We start from the raw sequence: 23,695 nt of genomic DNA on the forward strand, positions 1-23,695 counted from the left end.
CCTAAGCTGGGTCAAAATGGGTCGATCATACAATCGAATGAAGTCACCTTCAATCAGCCACATTTGCGAACGAGGTCATGCAAAGCAGTCTCTCATACAGTATGGGTATGGTTGGCAGATTATCCTGAATAATCTGACTATTTATCAACTATTATCGTCTTCTTTATACAAAAAAGAAAACCTTAGTGCTCAAAATGATTATGACAATTCGACCAATCTCCCAGCATTACGCTATACTTTAAACCGTTTTCGGTTAAAAGATGAGTTAATCTGTGCCTATAGAGTTCATTGCAACATCAAAACTCCCGACCGCTTTTGGTGAATTCAATATTTCTGTGTTTCAAGATCCAGTATCAGGTGAAGAACATGTGGCACTTTCTAAAGGGTTAGAAAATCCACCCACAGGCCCTGTTTTAGTACGTGTTCATTCAGAATGCTTAACAGGTGATGCTTTTGCGTCATTAAAATGTGACTGCGGCCCTCAATTACAAGCAACTCAAAAGCTCATTAACGAAGCAGGTCAAGGCGTTATTTTATATTTACGTCAAGAAGGCCGTGGTATTGGGCTTACAAATAAAATTCGTGCGTATGCCTTACAAGATCAAGGTCACGACACTGTAGATGCAAATTTACTTTTAAATTTACCTGCTGATGCACGCCGTTATGACATGTGTAGCATTATGCTTGATCATTTAAAAGTAAAAGAAGTTAAGTTAATTACTAACAATCCTTTGAAAATTCAGGCACTCAAGGATCAAGGTATAAATGTGGTTGGTCGTGTTCCGTTAACGGTTGGACGTAATCCTTTTAATGAACAATACTTAAAAACTAAACGTGAACGCATGGATCACCTTTATCAAAAAGATGATTTCTAAAACAAAATTATAAATTTAAAAATAATTGGGAGGGATTTTTAAGACATTTCTTAAAAATCCCTTACTTTTTTTATGGTTTTGTGTTTTGATGTATCTATCTCCTATCTCAATCATCTTTGAGGGTCACTATGCAGCATCCGACTTCAACAGATATTCAACGTGTCCGCGAATTTCTCCTCGATTTACAAGCTCGTATTTGTGCTGGTTTAGAACAACAAGAAAAAGCTGGCGGTGGTACGGGTGAATTCATTATTGATGATTGGGAACGTCCAGAAGGTGGTGGCGGTCGTTCACGAGTTTTACAAAATGGCACCGTGATTGAAAAAGGTGGTGTGATGTTTTCTCACATCAACATTAGTAAACTGCCCGCTTCTGCTACAGAAAGACATCCTCAAATTGCTGGTGCTAAAGCACAAGCGCTTGGTGTGTCATTAGTGATTCACCCTAAAAACCCGAATATTCCAACCTCCCATGCAAATGTACGTTTATTTGTTGCAGAGCCTGAAGGACAAGATCCGATTTGGTGGTTTGGTGGCGGTTTTGACTTAACACCGTTCTATCCAGATGAACAGGATGTTATCAATTGGCATCAAGCCGCACATGACCTATGCCAGCCTTTTGGTGACAATGTCTATGCTGAACATAAAAAATGGTGTGATGATTACTTCTATCTAAAACATCGAGATGAACAGCGTGGTGTCGGTGGTTTATTCTTTGATGATTTAAATTGCTGGGATTTCGAAACCTGCTTTAAATATATTCAAGCTGTAGGTAATGGTTATTTAAATGCCATTTTGCCAATTTTCGAAAAACATCGTGAACAGCCTTATACCGAAGCTCAACGAGAGTTCCAGCTTTACCGTCGTGGTCGCTATGTCGAATATAATTTAGTCTATGACCGCGGAACATTGTTTGGCTTACAAACAGGTGGACGTATTGAGTCTATTTTAGTCAGCCTGCCTAATCTTGCAGCTTGGTCATATCGTCCAGAATGGGATGAAGACTCACCAGAGAAACGTTTAACCGACTATTACTTAAAACCACGTGATTGGTTAAACCTAAAAGAAAAAGTTGCTTAATTTTTTGCTTTTTGGAGATTCTTTGGCTTCCACCCTAAAGAATCTCCTTTTTTATTTTCAATTTTTTGAATCTCATTCAAATATTTTTTCTTATTAAAATTTGGCTTATAGTGAGGCCTGCTGAAAATTCAGTACAGACCTTATCTGCCTCATGCCATTTTAAAATTTTGGATATAAGAATGACCAAACAGTTTGCAGTAATTGGCAACCCCATCGAACAATCACGCTCTCCTGAATTGCATCATGCTTTCGCTCAAAAAACAGGTATTGGCCTAGACTACCAAAAACGTCTTGCCCCTCTTGATGGTTTTGAGCCGAGTATGCGTAGTTTCTTTGAAAATGGCGGGAGTGGCATGAACGTTACCGTGCCGTTTAAAGAACAGGCATTTGCTTTGTGTGATGTGCTGACTGAACGTGCTCAAATTGCCAAAGCTGTAAATACACTTTGGATGGAAGATGGCAAATTGCATGGTGACAATACAGATGGCCAAGGCTTAGTTGCCGCAATTCAAGCTTTAGATTGGAACTTAGAAAATACAGCTATTTTAATTTTAGGGGCTGGTGGTGCAACTCGTGGTGTTATTTACCCGCTTGTTCAGGCTGGTGCTAAAAAGATTGTGATTGCAAACCGAACTCTTGCTCGTGCTGAACAACTTGTAGATGACCTAAAAGCGGCAGTTCCTCAAGCTCAATTACAAGCAATTTCTTTAAATGAGTTAGAAGGGAAATTTGATATTGTAATTAATGCAACTTCTGCAAGCCTGTCTGGTGATGCATTACAACTACCTGAAAGTCTAGAGTTCAAATATGCCTATGAGATGGCCTATGGCAAGCCATCTAGCTTTCTTGATCAAGCGAAACAACGCAATGTGCCTTATGCAGAAGGTTTTGGCATGCTAGTTGGCCAAGCCATTGAAGCCTTCTATATCTGGAATGGCGTAAAGCCAGAATTAAAAGATTTTCTATAAGTCAAAAAAAGAACCTACACGAAGTAGGTTCTTTTTTATTTCATCTATTATTTTTTAGCTGTAACCATCTGCTTATAAACATCTCGGAAAATCTCATAATCAATAAATTCATTATGTTCAGGTTTTAAATTCTGAATTGTTTTTTCCGTAAGTTGCTGTTTACGAGCAGCGACATAAACTTTACCTAAAATATCAGCTGTTTCTGACAACAAATGTTTTTCTTCATCAGAAGTACCATTTTGTTTTTCAAACTCTAATTGATACTGTTTTGAGAAAAGCTGTTCAGGTTGCTTATATTGTTTCTGTAGTTTTTGCCATGCTTCACGCCCAGCTTCACCTTGTATTGTTGTGATCACAATATGGTCCACAGCTCGGCCTAAGTCATTATCAAACTGATCTTCTTGCTCAAGATGATGTTTTTTCTGTAACGCCTCAATACGTTCTAAAGCTTTGCCTTGAGGGTTATAAGTTTCCTCTTCAGAGAACCAATAAGCATAAACCTCGGCAATTTCTTGCAACTGTTGAACTGAATAATAATGAATATATGACGGTTTTTCAGCAGTCAATTTTGCAATAAAAACAGCCTTATACGTTTTATCATAAGTATGTGTTGCATCATAAGTTTGGTTAGCCAACAGCGCCAGACTAGAATCTAAATCTTGTACATCGCTATGTGCACCAACTGGATGCTCAGAAACATCACCCTGTCCAAGTTTTTCACTAAATCCTTTTACGAAGTTTTCAAATAAAGAACCTTTGCTTGCCTCTGCAACTGATCTAGCCTGTTTAAGCTGCTGCTGATTAATTGGGGTCGCTTTACCATAATTGAGAATTTGCATGTCTGCTTTAATATTAAAGCGATGGTTAAATTCAGCTGGTGTATACGCAATATCATAATCCGCGTTGACTAAACGGCCCTTTTCATCCAGTCCGACATCAATCGCAACCGGATTTCTTTGTTTTGGTAAAGCTTGTTCAATTTCTGCTTTATGCTTGATCCATAGAGCTTTGAATGCCTCATCATCAACAAACTGGTTTTGATCATAAGCAGCAAAAGTTTGTTTCAACGCAGCTTGACGAGCTTTAATCTGAGTTTTTTCGGTATTTCCAGCGCTCTGATCAAGCACATCAATACCGTAAATTTGACAGTAATTAATATCACCTAAGGCAACGGAACTTTTTTGAGACTGTAATTCGACACACTGATCTTCTGTAAGTGAAGCCACTTCTTCATCTTGTGTGACTTCTTCAGCATCTGCTACAGCAACATCTTCGGCTTGGGCCGTATCAGAAGCTTCCTCTTCGGCTGCCTCATCTTGAACTGTACTTGATTGGTCTTCATCACCATACTCAGAATCTAAAGCATTGCCGAAATGAGCATTAATAAGTGAGTAAAGTTGTTGGCTAACTGCTGCTGCATCTTCTGAAGAAACTTTCTGCTCCTCAGCACCACCTACCTTTCTCTTCGCTTCCGAAGCAGCTAATTCAGTTGCTATAGATTCGGCAATTTTTTCTTCATCAAATCCAAAAACATTTTTTTGCAAATATTTTGCATTGACCTGACTATAGAGCTCCGATTGTAGTAATAACGCTTCAACCGTATCTTTTAAACGAATCTTCTCTACAATCCCCGCTTTACGCTCAGCGTCACTAACTGATAAGCGCTGTAAATTTTGCGGTTCAGCCAAACGATAAGATACAGCGCCAGAAGCTTTCGCATATTCAACGAATTTCTTCATATCGACATTCGTGAACAGATTTTTATATTTTGAAAAATCGACATACGCCAAATTATTTTGATTATCTTTGTTGACCAGATAAGGCATTAATCCGAAATAATTAACGTAAAATTTATAATCTTTCAGATCAAGTACCATTGGCAATTTTGCCTGTACCAAAAGCGTCGGTTTTTCATACCTTGCTGTAAGGTTTAAAGACCCCATTTTTTGACGATAGTGAACCGAACCATCGTAACTAAATTGAAGATCATTTAATAAATTAATTAATACGGCGTTTACTTTTTCTGAGCGTGATTCACCAGAAATGCCTGAATCCGCTTGCTCATTTGCAATTGCGGCATACAGCGCCTGCTTCTGTTTTTTATTCAAATTAATTTTTTGTTCACGTAAATATTGATCTACTTTTTTTTGCACTGCAGCATCTAGCTGCACTGTTTTTTCTACATTATTTATTTTTTTTGACTGATTTGGATCAACACTAACTTTAAAATGCCCACGATAGTCATAGCTTGGGTATTCATATATTGCATTCATACCATGAATGACTTTTTGATCTAACTGAGTAGATGCTACCGATGGACGTAGGTTATGCTGCGCACAAGCGGTCAAACCCAAACTAAATAAACATAAACTGAGATATTTTAGATGCATAACCTTTTTTAAAACCTTATCGCTTTATCTTTTTAACAAAACTTGCTAAAAATAAGAAAATTAGTTGTTTTTTCACATAAAAGTATAAGTCCTGAATGTAGCAGAAATTATAATTTCAGGTGTATTTATTTTCGACAAAATTCGCTTTTCTGACATTTCTTTCGGGTTCGATTAACATTGTATTTTTATCATGTGAGTGAATAATCAAATCATCGATACAGATAATCCCACAATGATTCAAAATTAGGATTAAAGCCATGCCAGCATATAAAGCTCCGCTACACGATATCCGCTTCTTAATGAATGAAGTACTAGATTACCCTGCTCACTATAAAACTTTATCAAATGGTGAAAATGCAGATCCAGATACTGTTGATATGATTCTTGAAGGTGCGGCAGATTATTGTGAAAACGTATTATCGCCACTTAACCAATCTGGTGATGAAGAAGGTTGCCATTTTGACAACGGCGAAGTAACTACGCCTAAAGGCTTTAAAGAAGCTTATGACCAATTCGTAATGGGCGGTTGGCAAGGTCTTTCTTACCCAGAAGAATTTGGTGGTCAAGGCCTACCAATGTCTTTAAACCTGATTAAATCAGAGATGATGGGTACTGCAAACTGGTCATTTACCATGTACCCAGGTTTAAGTTCTGGTTGTATGAACACTATTTTGCAATTCGGTACTGATGAGCAAAAACAAACATATATGCCTAAGCTTGTTGAAGGCACTTGGAGCGGCACAATGTGCTTAACCGAACCTCAATGTGGTACAGACTTAGGACAGGTAAAAACTAAAGCTGAACCTCAAGCAGACGGTAGTTACAAAATCACCGGTACAAAAATCTTCATTTCTGCTGGTGAACATGATTTAACTGAAAACATCATTCACATCGTACTTGCACGCCTTCCAGATGCACCTGCTGGTACTCGCGGTATCTCATTATTCATCGTACCAAAATTTATGCCTACAGCTGATGGCGGTGTTGGTGAGCGTAATACAGTCGCTTGTGGTTCAATCGAACACAAAATGGGGATCCGTGCATCTGCAACTGCAGTACTCAACTTTGATAATGCAACTGGTTATTTAATCGGTGAAGTGAACAAAGGCCTACATGCAATGTTTACCTTCATGAATACAGCACGTATTGGTACTGCTGTTCAAGGTATTGCACACGCTGAGTTATCTTTCCAAGGCGCATTACCATATGCCAAAGATCGTATGTCAATGCGTGCCCTTTCTGGTAAAAAAGATCCAGATAAAGTTGCTGATGCAATCATTCACCATGCAGACGTACGCCGTATGCTGTTAACTCAAAAAGCAATCGCTGAAGGCGGTCGCTCTATGATTTACTACGCTGCTCAAATCGCTGACAAAATGACAGATGCTTTAGCACGTGGTGATCAAGCTGCTTTTGAAGACTACGATGATAAACTTGGTTTCTATACACCAATTTTAAAAGGTTTCTTAACTGAACTTGGTTTAGAAGCTGCTAACCACGGTATGCAAGTTTACGGTGGCCATGGCTACATTAAAGAATGGGGTATGGAGCAAATCGCACGTGATGCACGTATTGCGACTTTGTATGAAGGAACAACTGGTGTTCAAGCACTCGACTTAATTGGTCGTAAAGTGTTGTTAAGTTCAAAAGGTAAAGTAGTTCGTGAATACACTGCTGAAATCTTAAAATTCTGTGCTGCACATGCACGTAATAAATATTTACGTCGTTTTGCTTGGGACTTAACCAAGCTTTGTGCTCAGTGGAACACTTTAACAGTTCGTATCATGCTTGCTGCACGTAAAGACCGCGACATCGTATCTTCTGCTTCTGTAGATTTCTTGATGTTCTCAGGCTACGTGATGATGGCTTATTTCTGGGCTCAACAAGCTGTGGTTGCTTCTGAAAAATTAGAAGCAGGTAACGGCCAAGAAACTGCTGAGTTCTATAAAGCAAAAATCAAAGTTGCTGATTTCTACTTTGATCGTTTATTGCCACGCGCTCAAGGTCATGCAGAATCAATGGTGACTACATCTCGCACACTAACATCATTACCAGTTGAACACTTTAGCTTCGACTACTAATGATTTTTAAGTCGTGAAATAAAAAGAGCGCAATTTAATATTGCGCTCTTTTTTATATTTATCGGATATCTATTCTTTAGTTAAAACATAAGCCTGATTTGGAACAAAATAATTTTGCTCTAAAAATTCACGATTTTTTACATAGTCGCTATAAAGTAATTTTTCTAAATTTGTGACCAATCTTTTATTTGAATCAATATCAAAATAAAAATTAACTTTAGATAATGGACATTGAATCTTTAACTCACGCTCTTTTTCATCTACTTTCCAATTTAGAGTAGGACATAACTGATTTACAGCGGCACTTTTAGCCCCGTCTTTACTTCCCACACGACCAAAATGGACAACATTCCAATAAGCCGACCCATTTGGTAATAAATTTAAAATGTACTCTGCTTCGCCTGATTCACAATCAGCAAAAGCATCTTCACATGAAATACGAGTGTGATATCGCCCTACATATTGCAATGAGGCTTCGTTTAATTTTTGGGTTTGATCTGAGGTATCTTCAGGTAAGAAAGTTCGTCCAGCGACATAATCCAATGTTTTTATAGATGTACTACTTTTTATTAAATTTTCTTCATGATTAGAACTAGAACTTGTAGTTGAGTGATCTTTTGAATTGGTATGGTTTATATCGCAAGCACTCAGTGTCATGCACATCGCAGCCACTATAACCACATGCTTAACTGAAAAACGAGACCACTTCAAAGACATATACATTATTCACAGATAACAGCAACAGCTATATTTACACTTCAAATCAAGTATTAGCTGATTGCCGCTTTAAACTCTTAAGCCCTGAAAGGGTGCATTTTAGTAGATGTTGGTTCCGTTCCTTTCAATCCTTTACATATTTTAACTATTTTACTTTTTAAAGGACTTTAAACCCGTTATTTCGTCTCCATATTTTTATTAAGCAAGAGCAATAGCTTCTTGTAACTTTTATCTTAAAGGAGAATTAGATGGCCAGTTCTGGTTTATATCGCTCGAACCGACACAGCATGATCGCCGGTGTAATGGGTGGTATTGCTGAACGTTTTGGTTGGAACGTAACTTTACTACGTGTCATTTTTGTTTTGATCTCAATTATGAGTGCTGCCTTTCCAGGAATTTTAGTTTATCTGGTTTTATGGTTAGTGATTCCGAAAAAACAGCCAGAACATATTGAAGGCTATCGACAATCCGTCCGAACAGTAAATGAAGAACAAGTACGTTAATTCATAACTTTGGTCGCTACGGTTGCATCCCCTAATCAACCGTAGCTTTTTTTTATTCTAAAAATTATAGCTTTCGATTTAACTGTTGCTGTAATGCAGCAATCATATCTGCACGGCTAATCATTCCTATAAGCTTACGATCTTCAACCACAGGAATGTAATTAAAAGACTTTTCAACAAAGTACGGCACTAAATCTTGAATAGGTTGAGTTGGTAGTACCGTGACCACTCGATGGCTCATAATTTGTTTTACGTAATGCTGCCAAGAATTTCTTGGATCGGCTGCCCCCTTAAACCATTCTACGACTTCATATAACGCTAAAGTTCCGACCAGATGATTTTCTGCATTTACGACAGGTAGACTCATTAGGTTCACTTGTTTAAACTTATCGAGTGCCTGATGAATATCATCATCTTCATGTAGTTTAATCACATCACGGCTCATAATATCCTGACAGATATATTGATTTACCATACGCTCATTGGCATGTTCCTGAGCTTCTAAAATGATTTTTTCTAAGTCGTATTGGCTAATATCTAAAAGTTCAGTGTGATGGCCTAATGCATACTCAATATCTTTCGGCTGAATTGATACTTTTTGAGTTGGCGTTGGGTCATTACTACGTTCATTTAAATGCGCGGTAACCGGATAATGTCGCCCAATCAATCGATTGAAGAAAACAGCAAACCCAAGTAGAAGTAACGAGTTGAGTAAAACTGGATAAAAAATAAAATAAAAGCCTAATTTATGAATTGTCGCCCCACCTAATACCGCGGTAATTGCGACTGCGCCACTCGGCGGGTGCAAAGAGTCGGTGGTCATCATTAAAAATATGGCAAAACCTACCGCGACACTAAAAGCCGTTGTTAAATCAGGAATCCACTGTGCACAGGCAACACCAATAATTCCGGCTAATGTATTACCAACAATCACATTCCATGGTTGGGCCAAAGGACTAGTCGGCACAGCAAAAAGAAGAACAGATGAGGCACCCATTGGGGCGATGTACCATGCATTAATTCCCCCGAGAACATACCAGCTAATTAAGGAGGAAATTGCTAAACCACACAACGCTCCAATACCGCAAATTAACCGTTCTTTTAAGGGTAAAATCTTAAAATTTGGCTTTAAAATCTGTAACCATTCTCGCTGTATAACACTCACAGTACACCTTAGGGGATATGCCGTCATTTATAACGGGCAAAAGTATACGCCCAAAGCCACATAAAGTGCATTTAAATTATACCTTTCAACAATAAGAAAACTGGCTGAACTATTTTTTATGACTTTAAAACTTTAATATTCCATCAATTTTTCATTTAAATAACGCCAATAACGCTTCGGCAAATATTGCACATGAAGTTTTATATTCTGGCGTTCAGTAATATTTACGCTGTTAAAATAATCCTTCCAAAGCTGATCATATAAAACTTCCTGCTCATCAAGCTCAAGCTGAAAGCTTTGACTCATTCCATTTTTTAAATTGCGGTCAACCTCAGAGGCTTCGAGTGAAACTTCATGTATTTCACATAAATCATAATAAAGCCCGAACTTGCGTTGCTCGTCATAAATAAGCCAACGCTGATCTTGATAGCGCCGTTTAAAATGCGGCTGAATAAGCGGTAAAACATTAAAATCAGGACGCACTAAACTTAAAAAAAGTTCATCCTTGGTTTTCTTAAACCGAATAAAAGCTTCCATCCGATGTTTCTCTCGCCCGACTTTTTTCGTCCACTGCGCAATCGCTAAAACACTAGGATTTGAATAATCTTTTTCAATGGAAACATGGCTAGTAAACACATAAATACAGTAATTAAATAAGTGCTGATAGGCGTCTAAAGATTCAGATAAAGAGGCAAAATAAAATTGTTTTAACGAAGAAGATGAAAGCTTTTTTTGTAGCGCTGACCAAACACGTTCAGCATGCCGTTCATTATTTTCAACCTCAATTTTATCGGCAAATAAGCCATGTTGAGCCGCATCATTCAAGCAAAGCCTGACCTGTAATTCTTTAAATTGAAATGCACGAAAAACACAGCTCAGCAGCCCAGCCATCGAACCATCAAAATAGTAAGCTACTTCATCATTAAACATGGCTAAAACCCAAGGCTTAATTGTGGCGAGAGTTGCTGCACATATTTCGAAGATCCCTGCGTTAAAATCTGCTGCCGAATAAAACTTGATGATAGTTCTTTTTGGAATTTTGGACTGTCTTCGCAGCGAATAAAGAATTTTGCACGCTGATAGGCTACGCCGAGTTTTTTTAATAAATCGATATGGATTTTTCCAAAACGACGAGCCTGTACAATTTTCTTGGCCGATTTCACCCCAATGCCCGGCACACGCAAAATCATTTGATAATCGGCACGATTTAAATCTACTGGAAACTTTTCAGGATGCCTTAAAGCCCAGCTTAATTTCGGGTCTACATCAAGATCTAAGTTTGGGTGTTTTTCATTGACGATTTCATTAACCTGAAAACCATAAAAGCGCATGAGCCAATCGCTTTGATAGAGTCGATTTTCACGAAGTAATGGCGGTGCAGAACCTACTGCGGGTAAGTAATTATTTTCATTATTAATTGGGATATAACCCGAAAAATAGACGCGCTTGAGTTTAAATTCTTTGTAATGCTTGTCTGCCATAAACAAGACATCTTGGTCTGACTCTTGATGAGCACCAACAACCATTTGTGTGGTCTGCCCTGCTGGCACATATTTCGGCACATGCTTAATGATTTGTCGCTCATCTTTAAGCTGAATGAGCCTGTCACGGACCAAACCTAAATCTTTTTGCACTTCCTGATGTGATTTTTCTGGTGCAAAAGTTTTTAGCCCAACCTCGGTCGGCATCTCTAAATTAATACTCATCCGGTCAGCATATAAACCTGCTTCATGAATCAGTTCAGGCGATGCTCCTGGAATCGTTTTTAGATGAATATAACCATTAAAGTTTTCTTCAAGGCGTAACTTCTTTACAACTTGAAGCATACGCTCCATCGTGTGATCTGCCGATTTAAAAATGCCTGAGCTTAAAAATAAGCCTTCGATATAATTACGGCGATAAAAATTAATGGTTAAATCTACAACCTCTTGCACAGTAAATGCTGCACGCTGGACGTCGTTAGAACGGCGTGAAACGCAATAGGCGCAGTCAAAAATACAAACATTACTGAATAGAATTTTTAAGAGAGATACACAGCGGCCATCTTCAGTATAGCTATGGCAAATTCCTGAATGGCTGGCATCTCCTAGACCTTTATCTTTATTTTTACGGTCACTGCCACTTGATGAACAAGACACATCATATTTAGCAGCATCAGCAAGAATTTGTAGTTTTTCTCGAATGCGATCAGACATATCAAACGACTCATTTATGGCATTGTTTAAAAAATATCATTTTGCATTCTTAAATTTAATCCAGTGAAGTACGCTATGCGTCATGAGGTGACGTTTTCATTCTGCTCAAGCTAGTACTGTTTATTAAATCAGATATAATTACTAAAAATTCAAAAGATTAAATATTGAGCAATGGAACAAAACAAAGAAGAACTCCTTAAACATCTAGCTGCGTCTCTTCAGGATGCAAAAAAAGAAGGTGGAGCAATTTTATTAGTCGGTGAAGGCATTTCTGTTTCTGCGGGTATTCCGCCTGCACAAAAGCTCATGCAAATGGCGATTGAAAACTTTCCTAATTATTTTACTGAAGAAGAACAAGAACTTGCTCAAGAAGGTTTAAGCCAGCTTCAATATAATAATATTATGACTAAACTCTCAAATGTTAAGCGTAAAGAGCTTTTCAAATGGTTTATAGAAGGAAATGAAGACAAAGAAATAGAAAAAGCTAAATTGAACTTTGCGCATATTGCAATTGCAGAACTCCTAAAACAAGGCTATTTCAGCCGAGTATTGACTGTAAATTTCGATCCTCTTTTGATCCATGCTTGTTACATGGTGGGTATGTATCCATTTCCTGCTATCTATGATTTAGGTGCTATGGGTAAAGTAAATGCTGAGCTTTTACACGATCCAAGCATTGTCTATTTAAATGGACAACATGTTGGTTTTGTACAGCGAAATACAACTGACCAACTTGAGGCTCATAAAGAAACTTTAACTCAGATTGTACGTTCAACAGGTTGTTCTAAAACTTGGGTTGTTGCTGGTTATAGTGGTGAAAATGATCCTCTTATGGATGCTCTGAACGAACTCCGACCTTACAATAATTGGTTGTACTGGCTTGAATATAATGAACAAGTTTTACAAAAGGAAAGCCATCATTTTTTAGAAAATGATGAAGAATGTAAAGTAATTTATGGATGTGATGCGGATAGAACATTTATAGAAATTGCAGATGCCCTAAATTGTGATTTAGATTTTATTGAACATCCTGAAAAAGAATTGGAACTATATTTAAAAGAAATAAATTTTGATTTAGATTTAAAAAAAATTAAGACATATAAGTCAAAGATAGACCAATATATTAAGCTTTTTAAAGAATATGACAAAAATCTAAAAGAGATTGATGAATATCAAAAAATTGTTTCCAAGGCTAGCAGATATCTCGACATAGAAGTAAATAAAATCTCAAAAGACCCTTTACACAATGATCCATTAAAAATTAACGAAATTATTGCTTTATATGAAAAAGCATTAAAAATGCAACCTAACAACTATAACATTTCAAATGATCTTGCAATTTCATATATGTTTTTGTACCACACTGACAAAGAGGTTAGTAATTTAGAAAAGGCAAAGCAACACTTAGATAACTTCATGAAATCTGAAAGTTTTATAAAGAACAAAGAAAATGAAAAAGGCTTTTTATATTATAATTATGCTTGCTTAGAGTCCTTAAAAAACAACCCAGATCAAGCTTTTGATTACTTTGAAAAAGCCATAAGTTTAGGTTCAACCAACAATATAGATAGCCCACTAACTCAAGAAAACCTTAGAACTGAACGCGACTTGGATAACATTCGAAACGATCCTAGATTTAATGATCTATACGAAAAGTTAGAAAAATAAATTCACCTTTCCACTCCCCTACAAAATCCTTATACTTAGGGGCAATTTTTCTCATAAATTCGTGGATGCTACATGAGTCGCGCCATCTCGCACATTGATACATTTCAGGGCTTAATTCTTGCCCTACAAAACTATTGGGCCGAACAAGGCTGCGTCGTATTACAACCTTACGACATGGAAATGGGCGCTGGAACATTCCACACCGCAACATTCTTACGTGCTTTAGGGCCTGAAACTTGGAATGCTGCATACGTTCAACCTTCACGTCGTCCAAAAGATGGTCGCTATGGTGAAAACCCAAACCGTTTGCAACACTACTACCAATTCCAAGTGGTGCTTAAGCCAAATCCAGACAACATCCAACAGCTCTATCTTGATTCTTTAAAAGCAATTGGGATTGATACGCTTACTCACGATATTCGCTTCGTAGAAGACAACTGGGAATCTCCGACGCTTGGGGCTTGGGGCTTAGGTTGGGAAGTTTGGCTTAACGGTATGGAAGTAACTCAGTTCACTTACTTCCAACAAGTCGGTGGTGTTGAATGTTACCCAGTAACAGGCGAAATCACTTACGGTTTAGAACGTCTTGCAATGTACCTTCAAGGTGTTGACTCGGTTTATGACCTTGTTTGGACCAAAGGCCAATTCGGCACGGTAACTTACGGCGACGTATTCCATCAAAATGAAGTTGAACAATCGACTTATAACTTTGAATACGCTCCAGTTGAAAAACTATTTGAACTGTTTGATTTTTACGAGTCAGAAGCAAACCGTTTAATTGAAGCAAAACTTTCTCTTCCTGCTTATGAGCAAGTCGTTAAAGCGTCTCATACCTTTAACTTGCTTGATGCACGTGGCGCAATTTCTGTGACTGAGCGTCAACGTTATATTTTACGTGTACGTACTTTGGCTCGTGCAATTGCACAAAGTTATGTACAAGCACGTGCAGAGCTTGGCTTCCCAATGGCAGAACCACACTTACGTGATGAAGTATTGGCACAGTTAAAAGCACAAGCTGAAAGTGAAGCAGCAAAGGCGGAGAAAAACTAATGAGCAAACATACTGTTTTATTCGAACTTGGCTGTGAAGAGCTTCCACCAAAAAGCTTGAAAACTTTACGTGATGCTTTACAGGCAGAAACGGTAAAAGGCTTAAAAGATGCGGGCTTAAACTTCGCATCAATCGAAGCTTATGCTGCCCCACGTCGCTTAGCCCTTAAAATTGTTGATATCGATGCTGCTCAAGCGGACACTCAAAAACGTTTTGATGGTCCTGCTGTTCAAGCGGCTTACGATGCAGAAGGCAAACCGACTAAAGCGCTCGAAGGCTTTATGCGTGGTCAAGGGATTACAGTTGATCAGCTTTCTACTTTCCAAGCAGGTAAAGTTGAAAAAGTTTGCTACTTAAAAGATGTAAAAGGTCAAAGCCTTGATGCTTTACTTCCACAGATTTTACAAACTGCGCTAGATAATTTACCGATTGCTAAGCGCATGCGCTCTGCTGCAAGCCGTACCGAATTTGTACGTCCAGTGAAATGGGTTCTTTTACTTAAAGATGACCAAATTGTTGACGCCACTATTCAAGATCACAAAGCTGGTAATGTGACTTATGGTCACCGTTTCCATGCACCTGAAGCTGTGACTTTAGCGCATGCAAATGACTATTTAGCTGCTTTAGAAAAAGCTTACGTTGTTGCGAACTTTGAAAAGCGTCAAGCAACTATTCAAGAACAAGTGAAAAAGTTAGCTGATGAAGTGAACGCAACTGCGATTGTTCCAGCTGACTTACTTGATGAAGTAACAAGCCTCGTTGAATGGCCTGTGGCGTTACGTGCAACTTTTGAAGAGCGCTACTTAGCTGTTCCCCAAGAAGCTCTTATTACGACAATGCAAGACAACCAGAAGTATTTCTGCTTGATCAATGCAGAAGGTAAATTACAGCCTTACTTCATTACTGTTTCAAACATTGAGTCTAAAGACCCAACTCAAATTATTGAAGGTAACGAAAAAGTTGTTCGTCCTCGTTTGTCTGATGCTGAATTCTTCTTCTTACAAGATCAAAAGCAACCGCTTGCATCTCGTAAAGAAAAACTAGCAAATATGGTATTCCAAGCACAGCTTGGTACGCTTTGGGACAAATCAACACGTATTGCAAAACTTGCAGTTGCATTATCTTCAATCACTGGTGCAAACCCAGCCGATGCTGAAAAAGCTGCATTACTTGCTAAATGCGACTTAACCTCTGAGCTTGTTGGTGAATTCCCAGAACTTCAAGGTATTGCGGGTACTTACTACGCACGTATTGAAGGTGAAAACGCTGAAGTTTCAGAAGCTTTAGGTGAGCAATATTTACCAAAATTTGCTGGTGATGTTTTACCAAAAACCAAAACAGGTACAACCATTGCTCTTGCTGACCGTTTAGATACGCTGGTTGGTATTTTCGGTATTGGACAAGCGCCTACAGGTTCTAAAGACCCGTTTGCTCTTCGTCGTTCAGCAATTGGTATCTTACGTTTAATCATTGAAAATGAATTAGATGTAACGATTGAAGAGTTAGTAAATCTTGCGCTTCAAGGTTATGGTGATATCGTTAAAGACCACGACAAAACTCGTGCTGACGCGGTTGCATTCTTGGAAGGTCGTTACCGTGCTAAGTATGAAGACCAAGGCGTTGCTGTTGACGTACTTCAAGCGGTTCAAGCACTTGCACCAAAATCTCCACTCGATTTTGACAAGCGTGTAAATGCTGTTAACCACTTCCGCACATTACCTGAAGCTGCTGCACTTGCTGCTGCAAATAAACGTGTTGCTAACATTCTTGCAAAAGAAGCAGCACCAGAAGGTTCTGTAGTTGAAGCGAACTTAGTTGAAGACGCTGAAAAAGCATTATTTGCTGAGCTTCAAGCAGTGACTCCTGTAGTTGAACCATTACTTGCAGCAAAAGACTACACAGCTGCCCTTTCTAAGCTTGCAACACTTCGCGCGCCGATTGATGCATTCTTTGATGGTGTAATGGTAATGGCAGATGAGGCTGACCTAAAAGCAAACCGTTTACGTTTATTGGCTCAGTTACGTAACTTGTTTACTGCTGTTGCTGATGTGAGCGTGTTGCAGGGTTAAAATTATATAAAAATTAATTTTTGTATAATTAGACTTTAATAAAAACCATGTTTTCACTCTAGTTGGAAACATGGTTTTTTATTGAAGAATTTCATTCAATATAATTATAAATGATTATTTTACATTCAATTAATAAATAAGAATTATTTACTTCCTTCACTTTTTATCCACAATTCAATAAACTAAAACAAATAATTACCAAACTTAACAAAGTATCATTGCAATGAAAAACTTAAATTTATTACTCATATCAACATTACTATTTACTGGATGTGCAACGACCAAATCGATTCAATATCCAGCAGCGGGAAAACAAACCTCTCTTTCTGTTTCTTCAGAACAACTTTCTTCAATGACTGAATCAGGTGCAGGTGATTACTTTGTAAAGGAAAGCCAAATATTAGTTGGTGATGCAAGTAGTGCTTCAGCCAGTCCAGTTTCTGGAATGTTTGGCCTTATCGGAGTAGGTGTTGCAATGGCAATTGATAAAAATGCAAATAGTTCAGCCATTGAAAAAAGCTCTCTCAATCAACCTATTAAATTTGACCAGTTAATACATCAAAAAATTACTGACGCTCTCACCCAAAATAAAACAGATCCTACTCTCAAACTTCTAAGTTTAAATCAGGCATCTGAAATTAAAATTGTGCCTTATTCACGTATCTCTTTCCGTGAAAAACCAATTGTAAAAGTAAATTTTGGATTAAAAACACAATTTAAAAATGCAGCGGACAATAATGCAGATACAAAACGCTTATATCACTATGTAAGTAAGGATCGTATTTCTTTATCTGAATGGGAAGCTCAAAATAATTTATTATTTATGAAAAAAGCAGATCAAGCATTTAGCGCTCTTAGCCAAGTATTCACTTTAGATTTACAACATCAATTAAATTTAAAAGCATTTGATGAGAATAAGCAAAAAAACTGTAAAACTAATGCAGATACATCCTTAGTTTCTTTTATCCAAACTCCTGACAATTTATGTGTTGGTGTAGTTAAAACAAGTAAAGGAGATGTATTCGAAAATAGTATTTATATTGTTGAGCAATAATAAATATTAACCAAAAAGACTAGAGAACTACTTAAATTTAAGTAGTTCTCTAATGTAATCAAACAAAATCTTTAATTTCTTCTAAACTTTTCGATGGCTCAAACCACATAAAGTCATAATCAGCCACATCATGAATATAAAACGGATCATTTTTCATAATTTCTTCAGCTTCTTGAATCGAAGAGCTTAGAACTAAAATCACCCCACCTACTCTATTTTCACGGCGCCCCGACGCTAAAAACTTCTTTTGCTCATAGTAATGATCTAAAAATGCGATATGTTCTTTCAGTACAGCATCAACTTCAGCTAATGGTTTTTTATAGGTCAGGGTAACAACAATCATTTCATTCTCTTAAAGCAAGTAGCGCATGACATAGCTTATTCGATAATACGCCTATTCCCCAATTCATCTACATTAAAACTTTTTATAATAATTTGATATTTTCAAAAAATATCGTTATAAATTAGCAGCTTTTATTAATTAAGACTATATAAATGAAGAAGAATATTTTATTACTTGTTATTTCTATCTTATCCATTGGACAAATGGCCTGTTCTATAAACCCTCATCGGATCAATTTACCAGACACTACCAATCCGCCTGCTATAGAAAAGATTAATTTAGTTGGAATGTCTCGAAATGAATTTCTAGATAAATTCCATCCACCCGTAGTAAGTAGACTCATTGGTGAGAAAAGGATAGATACGATCACTTATTATAAAATTAACAATAAACCAAAAGCATATGGAATGGCTTTATATAACGGCTTAATAGCGAATACAATCGTGTCGACATTACATAATGTAATGCCGAGTGAATTATCGCTCGATTCTGTGGACGAAACAGTATCAATCTCAGACTCAGCACTTAACAAAGAGAAAATAGTAATTGAAATTACATATGATTCTTCTAGTCATATTGAAAAAGTCGAAAGAGTCGAATAATTTAATTTTTGGCTATGACCAAACTTTTTTATAGTAAAATCAATAAAAGTAAATTCTAAAAACTATTTCAGTATGCTGATTTAAATGAATTTTTTAATGAAATTAATATTTTCATTTTTAAATCAGCACTCAATAACTACCACATTATTATCTACTCAGCTTGGTAAAAGAATTATTTTTTCCAATTCATCCATACCAAACTCCCCACAATAATTACTCCACCCAACAGCACCATCATTGATGGTTTTTCGTTTAAGAAAACAACTGCCAAACTCATTGCGACGATGGGCGAGCAATATAAAAAATTAGATGCAATCGTTAATGGCATATTTTTAAGAACATAGCCCCAAAGTACATAAGCCATCGCACTTGGGAAAATACCCAACAAAACTATAGACATATTGGCTTGCCAAGTAGCATGTAAAATTTCATGGGGTAAATGAGTACTATAAAATAGTAAAGGAATGGTCCCAAACCAAATGATGTAGCACATCATGCTCAAAGCATCATAATTTAAAGCAAATTTCTTATATAAATTAAAGTAGAGACCCCATGCAATTGCAGCCAAAACAATAAATAAACTATAAGGACTCGGTACACCAAAACCATGATCTCCACTGACCACCAACACGGCACCGCAAAGCCCTAGCAAAATACACAACCATTGTTTGAAACGAATTTTTTCTTTAAAAAGCAAAGCTGAAATAATAAAGGTAAATAACGGAATAGATTGGCTCAAAATACTAGAGGCAACCGCAGTCACATATTGCTGCCCTGTATTGATAAGCAGATGATGCAGCGTCACAGAGAAAAATCCTAACACCCCAAGCGCAGGAGCATCTTTCCACTTTAAAGGTTGAATGCCTTTTTTCATGATCAAAAGCAGTAAAAAAAATGATGCAATCAAAAAGCGGAGCAAGGCAATATGCTGCGGTGTATATGAATGTAAAGCACTATGCACGCCAATAGGTGAATAACCCCAACAAAAGACAGTCACAGCAATACATAAATAGAGCTTAAATGCGGGAGGCTGGGTTTCGACAGCAAGAGAAATTGCCATGTTAAATCTGCACTAATGAAATGGAACTCTTTCATCATATGCGCATGGATAGTTGAATAAAATTAACTTATATTGAGTCAAATATTCATTAAAAGTGAATGATAAAATCATGGATATCACACAGTTAAAAATGTTTCAGACCGTGGTTGAATGCGGAACAATGGCTAAGGCATCAATGCAACTACATTGTGTACCATCCAATATCACAACGCGCATTAAACAACTCGAAGAAGAACTAGGCGCACCGCTGTTTTATCGGGAAGGAAAAATTTTAAAACTCACGCCATCAGGAGAAATCTTTCTTAATTATTGCCATAAAATTTTAGCGCTGTGCGATGAAGCAAAACGAAGTATTCATCCTGATGCACCACCCTCTGGTCCATTAAAAATTGGGGCGATTGAATCTTCAGCTACAACTCGCCTACCCAATTTACTTGCGAAATATCATCAACGTTTTCCAGAGGTTTCCATTCAAATTATTACAGGCACATGGAAGCAGCTGTTAGTCGATATTTCTCAGCACAAACTTGATGGTGCAATTGTCGCGGGCAATATTGAGTTTCCTATGCTAAATAAACTTAGTATTTACCAAGAAGAAATGGTCTTGATTGCATCTCATTCTTTGGGAGAAATCCACAACCAAGAAGACCTGATTGGTAAAGAAATTTTTATGTGGACTGAAGGCTGTCCTTACCGTGCAGCCCTTGAAGAATGGCTTAAACTGAAGAATATCTCTCTTCCTATTACCAGCATTACTAGCTATGCCACGATTATTGGCTGTGTCAGTGCAGGCTCAGGGGTGGCGTTAGTGCCTAAAAGTATTTATGAGCAATATAAAAATTTGGCCCATATCCAAAGTTATAAATTTGAACACTTTGCCTTTATGCAGAATCAATTTTTCTGGCATAAAAATGTGAGCAACCATAAAGCTCGAGATATGTTTTTAGATTTAATTAAGTCTGAATTTTGTTTATGAGTCATTGGGATAATTACTTTATTGCGATCAAGTGATGATTTATCGTAATCAAATCGTATGGGTTTTATCTCATTGCAGTACAAGCTTTATTTTTAACAGTAAGATCACCACTTCATCTTTTGATTCTGGTTGGGGAGATTGATCCATATGAAAACCTTACAAGTATTATGCGTTGCAAGTTCTATATTGGCTTCATCAACCTTATTTGCAGAAACAACACAGCCACAACAAGTTGTTGAAACAACCTCTAAAGCACAACCTTATGGTGATAACCCTAGCTTAGGGCGCGTACTGTTGTATAAAACAGGCAAAGGCATACAAAATTTAGGAAACTCTATTCAAGGTGCTTCTGAAAAAACATCGAATAAAATTAGTGAGAAATGGCAAAACACCAAAGAATTTACTGCTGAAAAAGCAGAAGTCGTTCAACAAAAAGCAGATACAGCTAAAGTATTTACTGAACAGAAAATAGAGCAAGCCAAACAAAATATTACCAGTAGTCGAAATGGTGAAAATATCCCGATCGAGCAAGGTGAATTAAGTAAATCGAGCACAACAGCTAACTAATTTTTTGGATAGCGCGATAACTTCGCGCGCTTATAAACCCAGATATTCATCTAGAAATAATGTCATTAACTATAAGAAAGCTAGGAATCTGCCTTATGAATAGTCAAAAACTCCTCTTTTCAACACTATGCTGCTTAGCATTAACTGCATGTGCGACCTCTACACCTCCTTCATCTTATTCTCAAGCACAAGTTTTAGAACAAGATACGAATATCGAGGCTTATCCCTCTACCACAGGTAATGTAGCCAAACTCATTAAACAAGATAAACAAGCTTGTATGATTGAATTTACTGGCTATTTAGGGGGTGGACATGTAACTGAGCACTGGACTTTTAATAATAATGGTCTAATTTCAGCGACCTCATCGACTATGCAGTATCCTGATGAATCAGGCATATTAAATCAGGCAACCAACTCTACAACCAAAAGCTCAACGACTTTTAATATTCAAGATCCAGAAATTCAGAATAATTTCAAAAAACTCCAAAGCAACTTTAATCCAGCGAATCTAGCAAAGTGTAATTAATACTTTTTTCATAAAAAGCCCGTTGCAGAAGTTACCCTTTGCAACGGGTTATAGCCATTTATAAATTTCTTGGACCTAATTTAAAAAATTATAAATAAGCTATTTAATTAATAGTCAAACCATTTGTTGCTGCCAGTAAATCAATACGAGGGAAAACCAATCCCGTTCTTGGGTCAGTAATTGGTTTACCTGTCGTTTTTAAACGGCTGATGGTTTGATCAATACTTTCTGTTGGACTCACACGATTTGCCCGTAATAGAGCAATTGCACCTGCCACATGTGGTGTCGCTTGAGATGTACCGCCCATAGTGTAGCCACCTGCCGTAATCATTGCTCCCGGTGCTAATAAGGTCACAAGACTGCCACCATTACTAAAGCACGCTACCTTGTCCGCTGCTGTGGTCGGGTCCGAACATTTCACAGGGTTCCCCCATGACACACCACCAATATTACTATCATAAACAGCCCCCACTCTTACTGCCCCAGCAACACAAGCAGGAGATGAGATGCCATCTGAAAATGCATCATTGCCTGAAGCAACTACAGGCACTACCCCAGCAGCTCGTGCATTGGCAAATGCAGTTCCATAACTACTATCACTACACTCCGAGGTATATTTAACACCCGGTACGCCAAGGCTTAAGTTGACTGCTTTAATATTATAGGTTTGTGCATTATTTACAGCCCAATTAATCCCTGCGAGGATATCACTATCATAAGCTGTGCTTACCCATTTACCTTGGGATCTGACCTTTCTAAAAACATCTATGCCTATAATTTTGGTTTTGGTAGCAACCTTAGATACGATGCCTGAAACATTGCTCCCATGTCCATCATCATCTAAAGCGCCATCATCTGGTGCACTATCAAATGAATAAACCACTCGACATGTGCTTGATGGTGTATTTACTGCCGTACAGCCAAAATCAGAGTGAAGATAATTCACACCTGTATCAATCACTGCCACACTAGAGCCTTCGCCCGTAAAACCATTGGTATTGGCCTGTGGTTGATTAATTAAAGGTAAACTTTCATTGGTCGTAGTCCGGTTAATACGGTTCGGATAAACTGCTTTAACATTTGGATCATTTAATAAAGTCACCAAAGCTTCGCGATTACTAATTCGATAGAAAGCTAAAGGCAAATTATTGTAGTCCCGAAGTACTTGGACACCACCAGCACGATTAAACCTTGCCTGTATATTCTTTTTATTTGTTGCAATATAACTCCGCCGTTCTAAACCGGAAGGCACACTCACTGAAGGAATATTGTATTCGACGATTAAATCATTCGAATCATTATTAACCAAGGCATCCAAATCGATTTTGCCCTGAAAAACTTTTTGTTTTGCTGCTTGATTTAACCGCTGTTTAGCATCTTGAGAATCCAAAGGAAGAGCGGATGCAGTTGTACTTAATATCGTACATAGACCTAATAGAAATAACGTTTTACTTTGCATTATTTTTCTCCGTAGTTTTTCAACTAACAATTTGCTTATTTCGCTTTTATTTCATTTGCTGGATCTTTTTCTGGATCAATCGGTTGAATAGAAAGATCACTTTTTGTGTCATAAAAAGGAACGGTATCAGCTGATACCGATTGAGGATGAGTTGAATGTTGAGATAGATTTTTAGGTTGAGTAGGCTCCTTAAGTTTAGAAAGAAAGGACGATGTGTCTGGTTGTGGCGAATTCGACTCATGTAAAGCAGAATTGAACACATCAGATGCACCACTTGTCGGCTTAAGATATAGAACAACGGCGACCAAGCCGACCAATACAAGAAGGGAAGCAATAATTTTCATCTG

At 37.6% G+C, this 23,695-nt stretch carries 22 protein-coding genes; 13 read left to right on the forward strand and 9 right to left on the reverse strand.

Translation table 11 applies throughout. The features are described from left to right. Window positions 1-272 precede the first annotated feature (272 nt). From ribA to aroE, 3 genes are all read left to right on the forward strand, one after another. Window positions 273-875, forward strand: a complete 603-nt coding sequence (gene ribA / locus F928_RS16875) for a GTP cyclohydrolase II (RefSeq protein WP_002116908.1) — start codon at window positions 273-275, stop codon at window positions 873-875. Window positions 876-1,003: 128 nt separating this feature from the next. Next, on the forward strand, window positions 1,004-1,954 hold the full coding sequence (gene hemF / locus F928_RS16880) for an oxygen-dependent coproporphyrinogen oxidase (protein ID WP_005078368.1): 951 nt from the start codon (window positions 1,004-1,006) through the stop codon (window positions 1,952-1,954). A gap of 179 nt (window positions 1,955-2,133) precedes the next feature. Further along, window positions 2,134-2,922 (forward strand): shikimate dehydrogenase, encoded by a 789-nt coding sequence (gene aroE, locus F928_RS16885; RefSeq protein WP_005067230.1) that lies wholly within the window; start codon window positions 2,134-2,136, stop codon window positions 2,920-2,922. Between the two features lie 47 nt (window positions 2,923-2,969). Here aroE and F928_RS16890 read toward each other — a convergent pair whose 3' ends face one another. Then, window positions 2,970-5,312, reverse strand: a complete 2,343-nt coding sequence (locus tag F928_RS16890; protein WP_005078370.1) for a hypothetical protein — start codon at window positions 5,310-5,312, stop codon at window positions 2,970-2,972. A 257-nt stretch (window positions 5,313-5,569) separates the two neighbouring features. Between F928_RS16890 and mmgC the strand changes: the two genes are divergently transcribed. Then, complete coding sequence (mmgC, locus tag F928_RS16895; protein WP_002116803.1) at window positions 5,570-7,393, forward strand: acyl-CoA dehydrogenase C-terminal domain-containing protein; 1,824 nt, start codon at window positions 5,570-5,572, stop codon at window positions 7,391-7,393. A 69-nt stretch (window positions 7,394-7,462) separates the two neighbouring features. Here the strand turns inward: mmgC and F928_RS16900 are convergent, their stop codons facing one another. Next, the gene (locus tag F928_RS16900; RefSeq protein ID WP_025465510.1) at window positions 7,463-8,110 is read right to left on the reverse strand and encodes a hypothetical protein; all 648 of its coding nucleotides are present in this window, start codon (window positions 8,108-8,110) and stop codon (window positions 7,463-7,465) included. Window positions 8,111-8,358: 248 nt separating this feature from the next. Between F928_RS16900 and F928_RS16905 the strand changes: the two genes are divergently transcribed. Further along, window positions 8,359-8,613 (forward strand): PspC domain-containing protein, encoded by a 255-nt coding sequence (locus tag F928_RS16905; RefSeq protein ID WP_002116779.1) that lies wholly within the window; start codon window positions 8,359-8,361, stop codon window positions 8,611-8,613. Window positions 8,614-8,677: 64 nt separating this feature from the next. On the opposite strand, the gene F928_RS16910 is transcribed toward F928_RS16905, so the two are convergent. The 3 genes from F928_RS16910 to F928_RS16920 all read right to left on the reverse strand — a co-directional run bounded on the left by F928_RS16910 (window position 8,678) and on the right by F928_RS16920 (window position 11,973). Beyond that, window positions 8,678-9,778 carry an HPP family protein gene (locus F928_RS16910; protein ID WP_005078375.1) on the reverse strand — a complete coding sequence of 367 codons (1,101 nt, stop codon included), beginning with the start codon at window positions 9,776-9,778 and terminating at the stop codon, window positions 8,678-8,680. A 132-nt stretch (window positions 9,779-9,910) separates the two neighbouring features. Next, the gene (locus F928_RS16915) at window positions 9,911-10,708 is read right to left on the reverse strand and encodes a TIGR03915 family putative DNA repair protein (protein ID WP_005078378.1); all 798 of its coding nucleotides are present in this window, start codon (window positions 10,706-10,708) and stop codon (window positions 9,911-9,913) included. Between the two features lie 2 nt (window positions 10,709-10,710). After that, window positions 10,711-11,973 (reverse strand): putative DNA modification/repair radical SAM protein, encoded by a 1,263-nt coding sequence (locus tag F928_RS16920; RefSeq protein ID WP_005078379.1) that lies wholly within the window; start codon window positions 11,971-11,973, stop codon window positions 10,711-10,713. Window positions 11,974-12,144: 171 nt separating this feature from the next. Between F928_RS16920 and F928_RS22675 the strand changes: the two genes are divergently transcribed. The 4 genes from F928_RS22675 (at window position 12,145) to F928_RS16935 (ending at window position 17,814) form a co-directional block, all read left to right on the forward strand. Beyond that, the gene (locus F928_RS22675; protein ID WP_005078382.1) at window positions 12,145-13,641 is read left to right on the forward strand and encodes a TPR end-of-group domain-containing protein; all 1,497 of its coding nucleotides are present in this window, start codon (window positions 12,145-12,147) and stop codon (window positions 13,639-13,641) included. Window positions 13,642-13,713: 72 nt separating this feature from the next. Further along, entirely contained in the window at window positions 13,714-14,691 is a 978-nt protein-coding gene (gene glyQ, locus F928_RS16925) for a glycine--tRNA ligase subunit alpha (protein WP_002044989.1), read from the forward strand. Further along, on the forward strand, window positions 14,691-16,760 hold the full coding sequence (gene glyS, locus F928_RS16930) for a glycine--tRNA ligase subunit beta (protein ID WP_005078384.1): 2,070 nt from the start codon (window positions 14,691-14,693) through the stop codon (window positions 16,758-16,760). Before glyQ ends, glyS begins: the two co-directional genes overlap by 1 nt. A gap of 223 nt (window positions 16,761-16,983) precedes the next feature. Continuing rightward, window positions 16,984-17,814: a hypothetical protein gene (locus F928_RS16935; RefSeq protein ID WP_005078389.1), complete on the forward strand. Its 831-nt coding sequence runs from the start codon at window positions 16,984-16,986 to the stop codon at window positions 17,812-17,814. A 58-nt stretch (window positions 17,815-17,872) separates the two neighbouring features. Here F928_RS16935 and F928_RS16940 read toward each other — a convergent pair whose 3' ends face one another. After that, a complete protein-coding gene (locus F928_RS16940) occupies window positions 17,873-18,157 on the reverse strand; it encodes a YciI family protein (protein ID WP_002116836.1) in 285 nt (94 codons plus the stop codon). Between the two features lie 152 nt (window positions 18,158-18,309). On the opposite strand from F928_RS16940, the gene F928_RS16945 reads away from it, so the two are divergent. Then, on the forward strand, window positions 18,310-18,759 hold the full coding sequence (locus tag F928_RS16945; RefSeq protein WP_005078391.1) for a hypothetical protein: 450 nt from the start codon (window positions 18,310-18,312) through the stop codon (window positions 18,757-18,759). 172 nt (window positions 18,760-18,931) lie between these two features. Here F928_RS16945 and ydfC read toward each other — a convergent pair whose 3' ends face one another. Beyond that, window positions 18,932-19,819, reverse strand: a complete 888-nt coding sequence (ydfC, locus tag F928_RS16950; protein WP_005078393.1) for a DMT family transporter — start codon at window positions 19,817-19,819, stop codon at window positions 18,932-18,934. Between the two features lie 109 nt (window positions 19,820-19,928). On the opposite strand from ydfC, the gene ilvY reads away from it, so the two are divergent. From ilvY to F928_RS16965, 3 genes are all read left to right on the forward strand, one after another. After that, window positions 19,929-20,795, forward strand: coding sequence for a LysR family transcriptional regulator (gene ilvY / locus F928_RS16955; protein WP_005078395.1), 867 nt, complete (start codon window positions 19,929-19,931; stop codon window positions 20,793-20,795). 147 nt (window positions 20,796-20,942) lie between these two features. After that, window positions 20,943-21,362 carry a hypothetical protein gene (locus F928_RS16960; RefSeq protein WP_002116877.1) on the forward strand — a complete coding sequence of 140 codons (420 nt, stop codon included), beginning with the start codon at window positions 20,943-20,945 and terminating at the stop codon, window positions 21,360-21,362. Window positions 21,363-21,457: 95 nt separating this feature from the next. Next, window positions 21,458-21,889: a hypothetical protein gene (locus tag F928_RS16965; RefSeq protein WP_005067197.1), complete on the forward strand. Its 432-nt coding sequence runs from the start codon at window positions 21,458-21,460 to the stop codon at window positions 21,887-21,889. A gap of 103 nt (window positions 21,890-21,992) precedes the next feature. Here F928_RS16965 and F928_RS16970 read toward each other — a convergent pair whose 3' ends face one another. Together F928_RS16970 and F928_RS16975 are read right to left on the reverse strand one after the other, a co-directional pair. Continuing rightward, window positions 21,993-23,348, reverse strand: coding sequence for a S8 family peptidase (locus F928_RS16970; protein WP_005078397.1), 1,356 nt, complete (start codon window positions 23,346-23,348; stop codon window positions 21,993-21,995). A 35-nt stretch (window positions 23,349-23,383) separates the two neighbouring features. Then, window positions 23,384-23,692, reverse strand: a complete 309-nt coding sequence (locus F928_RS16975; protein ID WP_005078399.1) for a hypothetical protein — start codon at window positions 23,690-23,692, stop codon at window positions 23,384-23,386. Window positions 23,693-23,695 lie beyond the last annotated feature (3 nt).

The sequence above is a fragment of the Acinetobacter pittii ATCC 19004 = CIP 70.29 genome (assembly GCF_000369045.1).
Lineage (GTDB): Bacteria > Pseudomonadota > Gammaproteobacteria > Pseudomonadales > Moraxellaceae > Acinetobacter > Acinetobacter pittii.

Bases quoted from the DNA above. Each gene is read 5' to 3' on its own strand.
- hemF (WP_005078368.1), top strand. From the start codon at position 1,004: ATGCAGCATCCGACTTCAACAGATATTCAACGTGTCCGCGAATTTCTC.
- aroE (WP_005067230.1), top strand. From the start codon at position 2,134: ATGACCAAACAGTTTGCAGTAATTGGCAACCCCATCGAACAATCACGC.
- F928_RS16890 (WP_005078370.1), bottom strand. From the start codon at position 5,312: ATGCATCTAAAATATCTCAGTTTATGTTTATTTAGTTTGGGTTTGACC.
- mmgC (WP_002116803.1), top strand. From the start codon at position 5,570: ATGCCAGCATATAAAGCTCCGCTACACGATATCCGCTTCTTAATGAAT.
- F928_RS16900 (WP_025465510.1), bottom strand. From the start codon at position 8,110: ATGTCTTTGAAGTGGTCTCGTTTTTCAGTTAAGCATGTGGTTATAGTG.
- F928_RS16905 (WP_002116779.1), top strand. From the start codon at position 8,359: ATGGCCAGTTCTGGTTTATATCGCTCGAACCGACACAGCATGATCGCC.
- F928_RS16915 (WP_005078378.1), bottom strand. From the start codon at position 10,708: ATGTTTAATGATGAAGTAGCTTACTATTTTGATGGTTCGATGGCTGGG.
- F928_RS16920 (WP_005078379.1), bottom strand. From the start codon at position 11,973: ATGTCTGATCGCATTCGAGAAAAACTACAAATTCTTGCTGATGCTGCT.
- F928_RS22675 (WP_005078382.1), top strand. From the start codon at position 12,145: ATGGAACAAAACAAAGAAGAACTCCTTAAACATCTAGCTGCGTCTCTT.
- glyQ (WP_002044989.1), top strand. From the start codon at position 13,714: ATGAGTCGCGCCATCTCGCACATTGATACATTTCAGGGCTTAATTCTT.
- glyS (WP_005078384.1), top strand. From the start codon at position 14,691: ATGAGCAAACATACTGTTTTATTCGAACTTGGCTGTGAAGAGCTTCCA.
- F928_RS16935 (WP_005078389.1), top strand. From the start codon at position 16,984: ATGAAAAACTTAAATTTATTACTCATATCAACATTACTATTTACTGGA.
- F928_RS16940 (WP_002116836.1), bottom strand. From the start codon at position 18,157: ATGATTGTTGTTACCCTGACCTATAAAAAACCATTAGCTGAAGTTGAT.
- F928_RS16945 (WP_005078391.1), top strand. From the start codon at position 18,310: ATGAAGAAGAATATTTTATTACTTGTTATTTCTATCTTATCCATTGGA.
- ydfC (WP_005078393.1), bottom strand. From the start codon at position 19,819: ATGGCAATTTCTCTTGCTGTCGAAACCCAGCCTCCCGCATTTAAGCTC.
- ilvY (WP_005078395.1), top strand. From the start codon at position 19,929: ATGGATATCACACAGTTAAAAATGTTTCAGACCGTGGTTGAATGCGGA.
- F928_RS16960 (WP_002116877.1), top strand. From the start codon at position 20,943: ATGAAAACCTTACAAGTATTATGCGTTGCAAGTTCTATATTGGCTTCA.
- F928_RS16965 (WP_005067197.1), top strand. From the start codon at position 21,458: ATGAATAGTCAAAAACTCCTCTTTTCAACACTATGCTGCTTAGCATTA.
- F928_RS16970 (WP_005078397.1), bottom strand. From the start codon at position 23,348: ATGCAAAGTAAAACGTTATTTCTATTAGGTCTATGTACGATATTAAGT.
- F928_RS16975 (WP_005078399.1), bottom strand. From the start codon at position 23,692: ATGAAAATTATTGCTTCCCTTCTTGTATTGGTCGGCTTGGTCGCCGTT.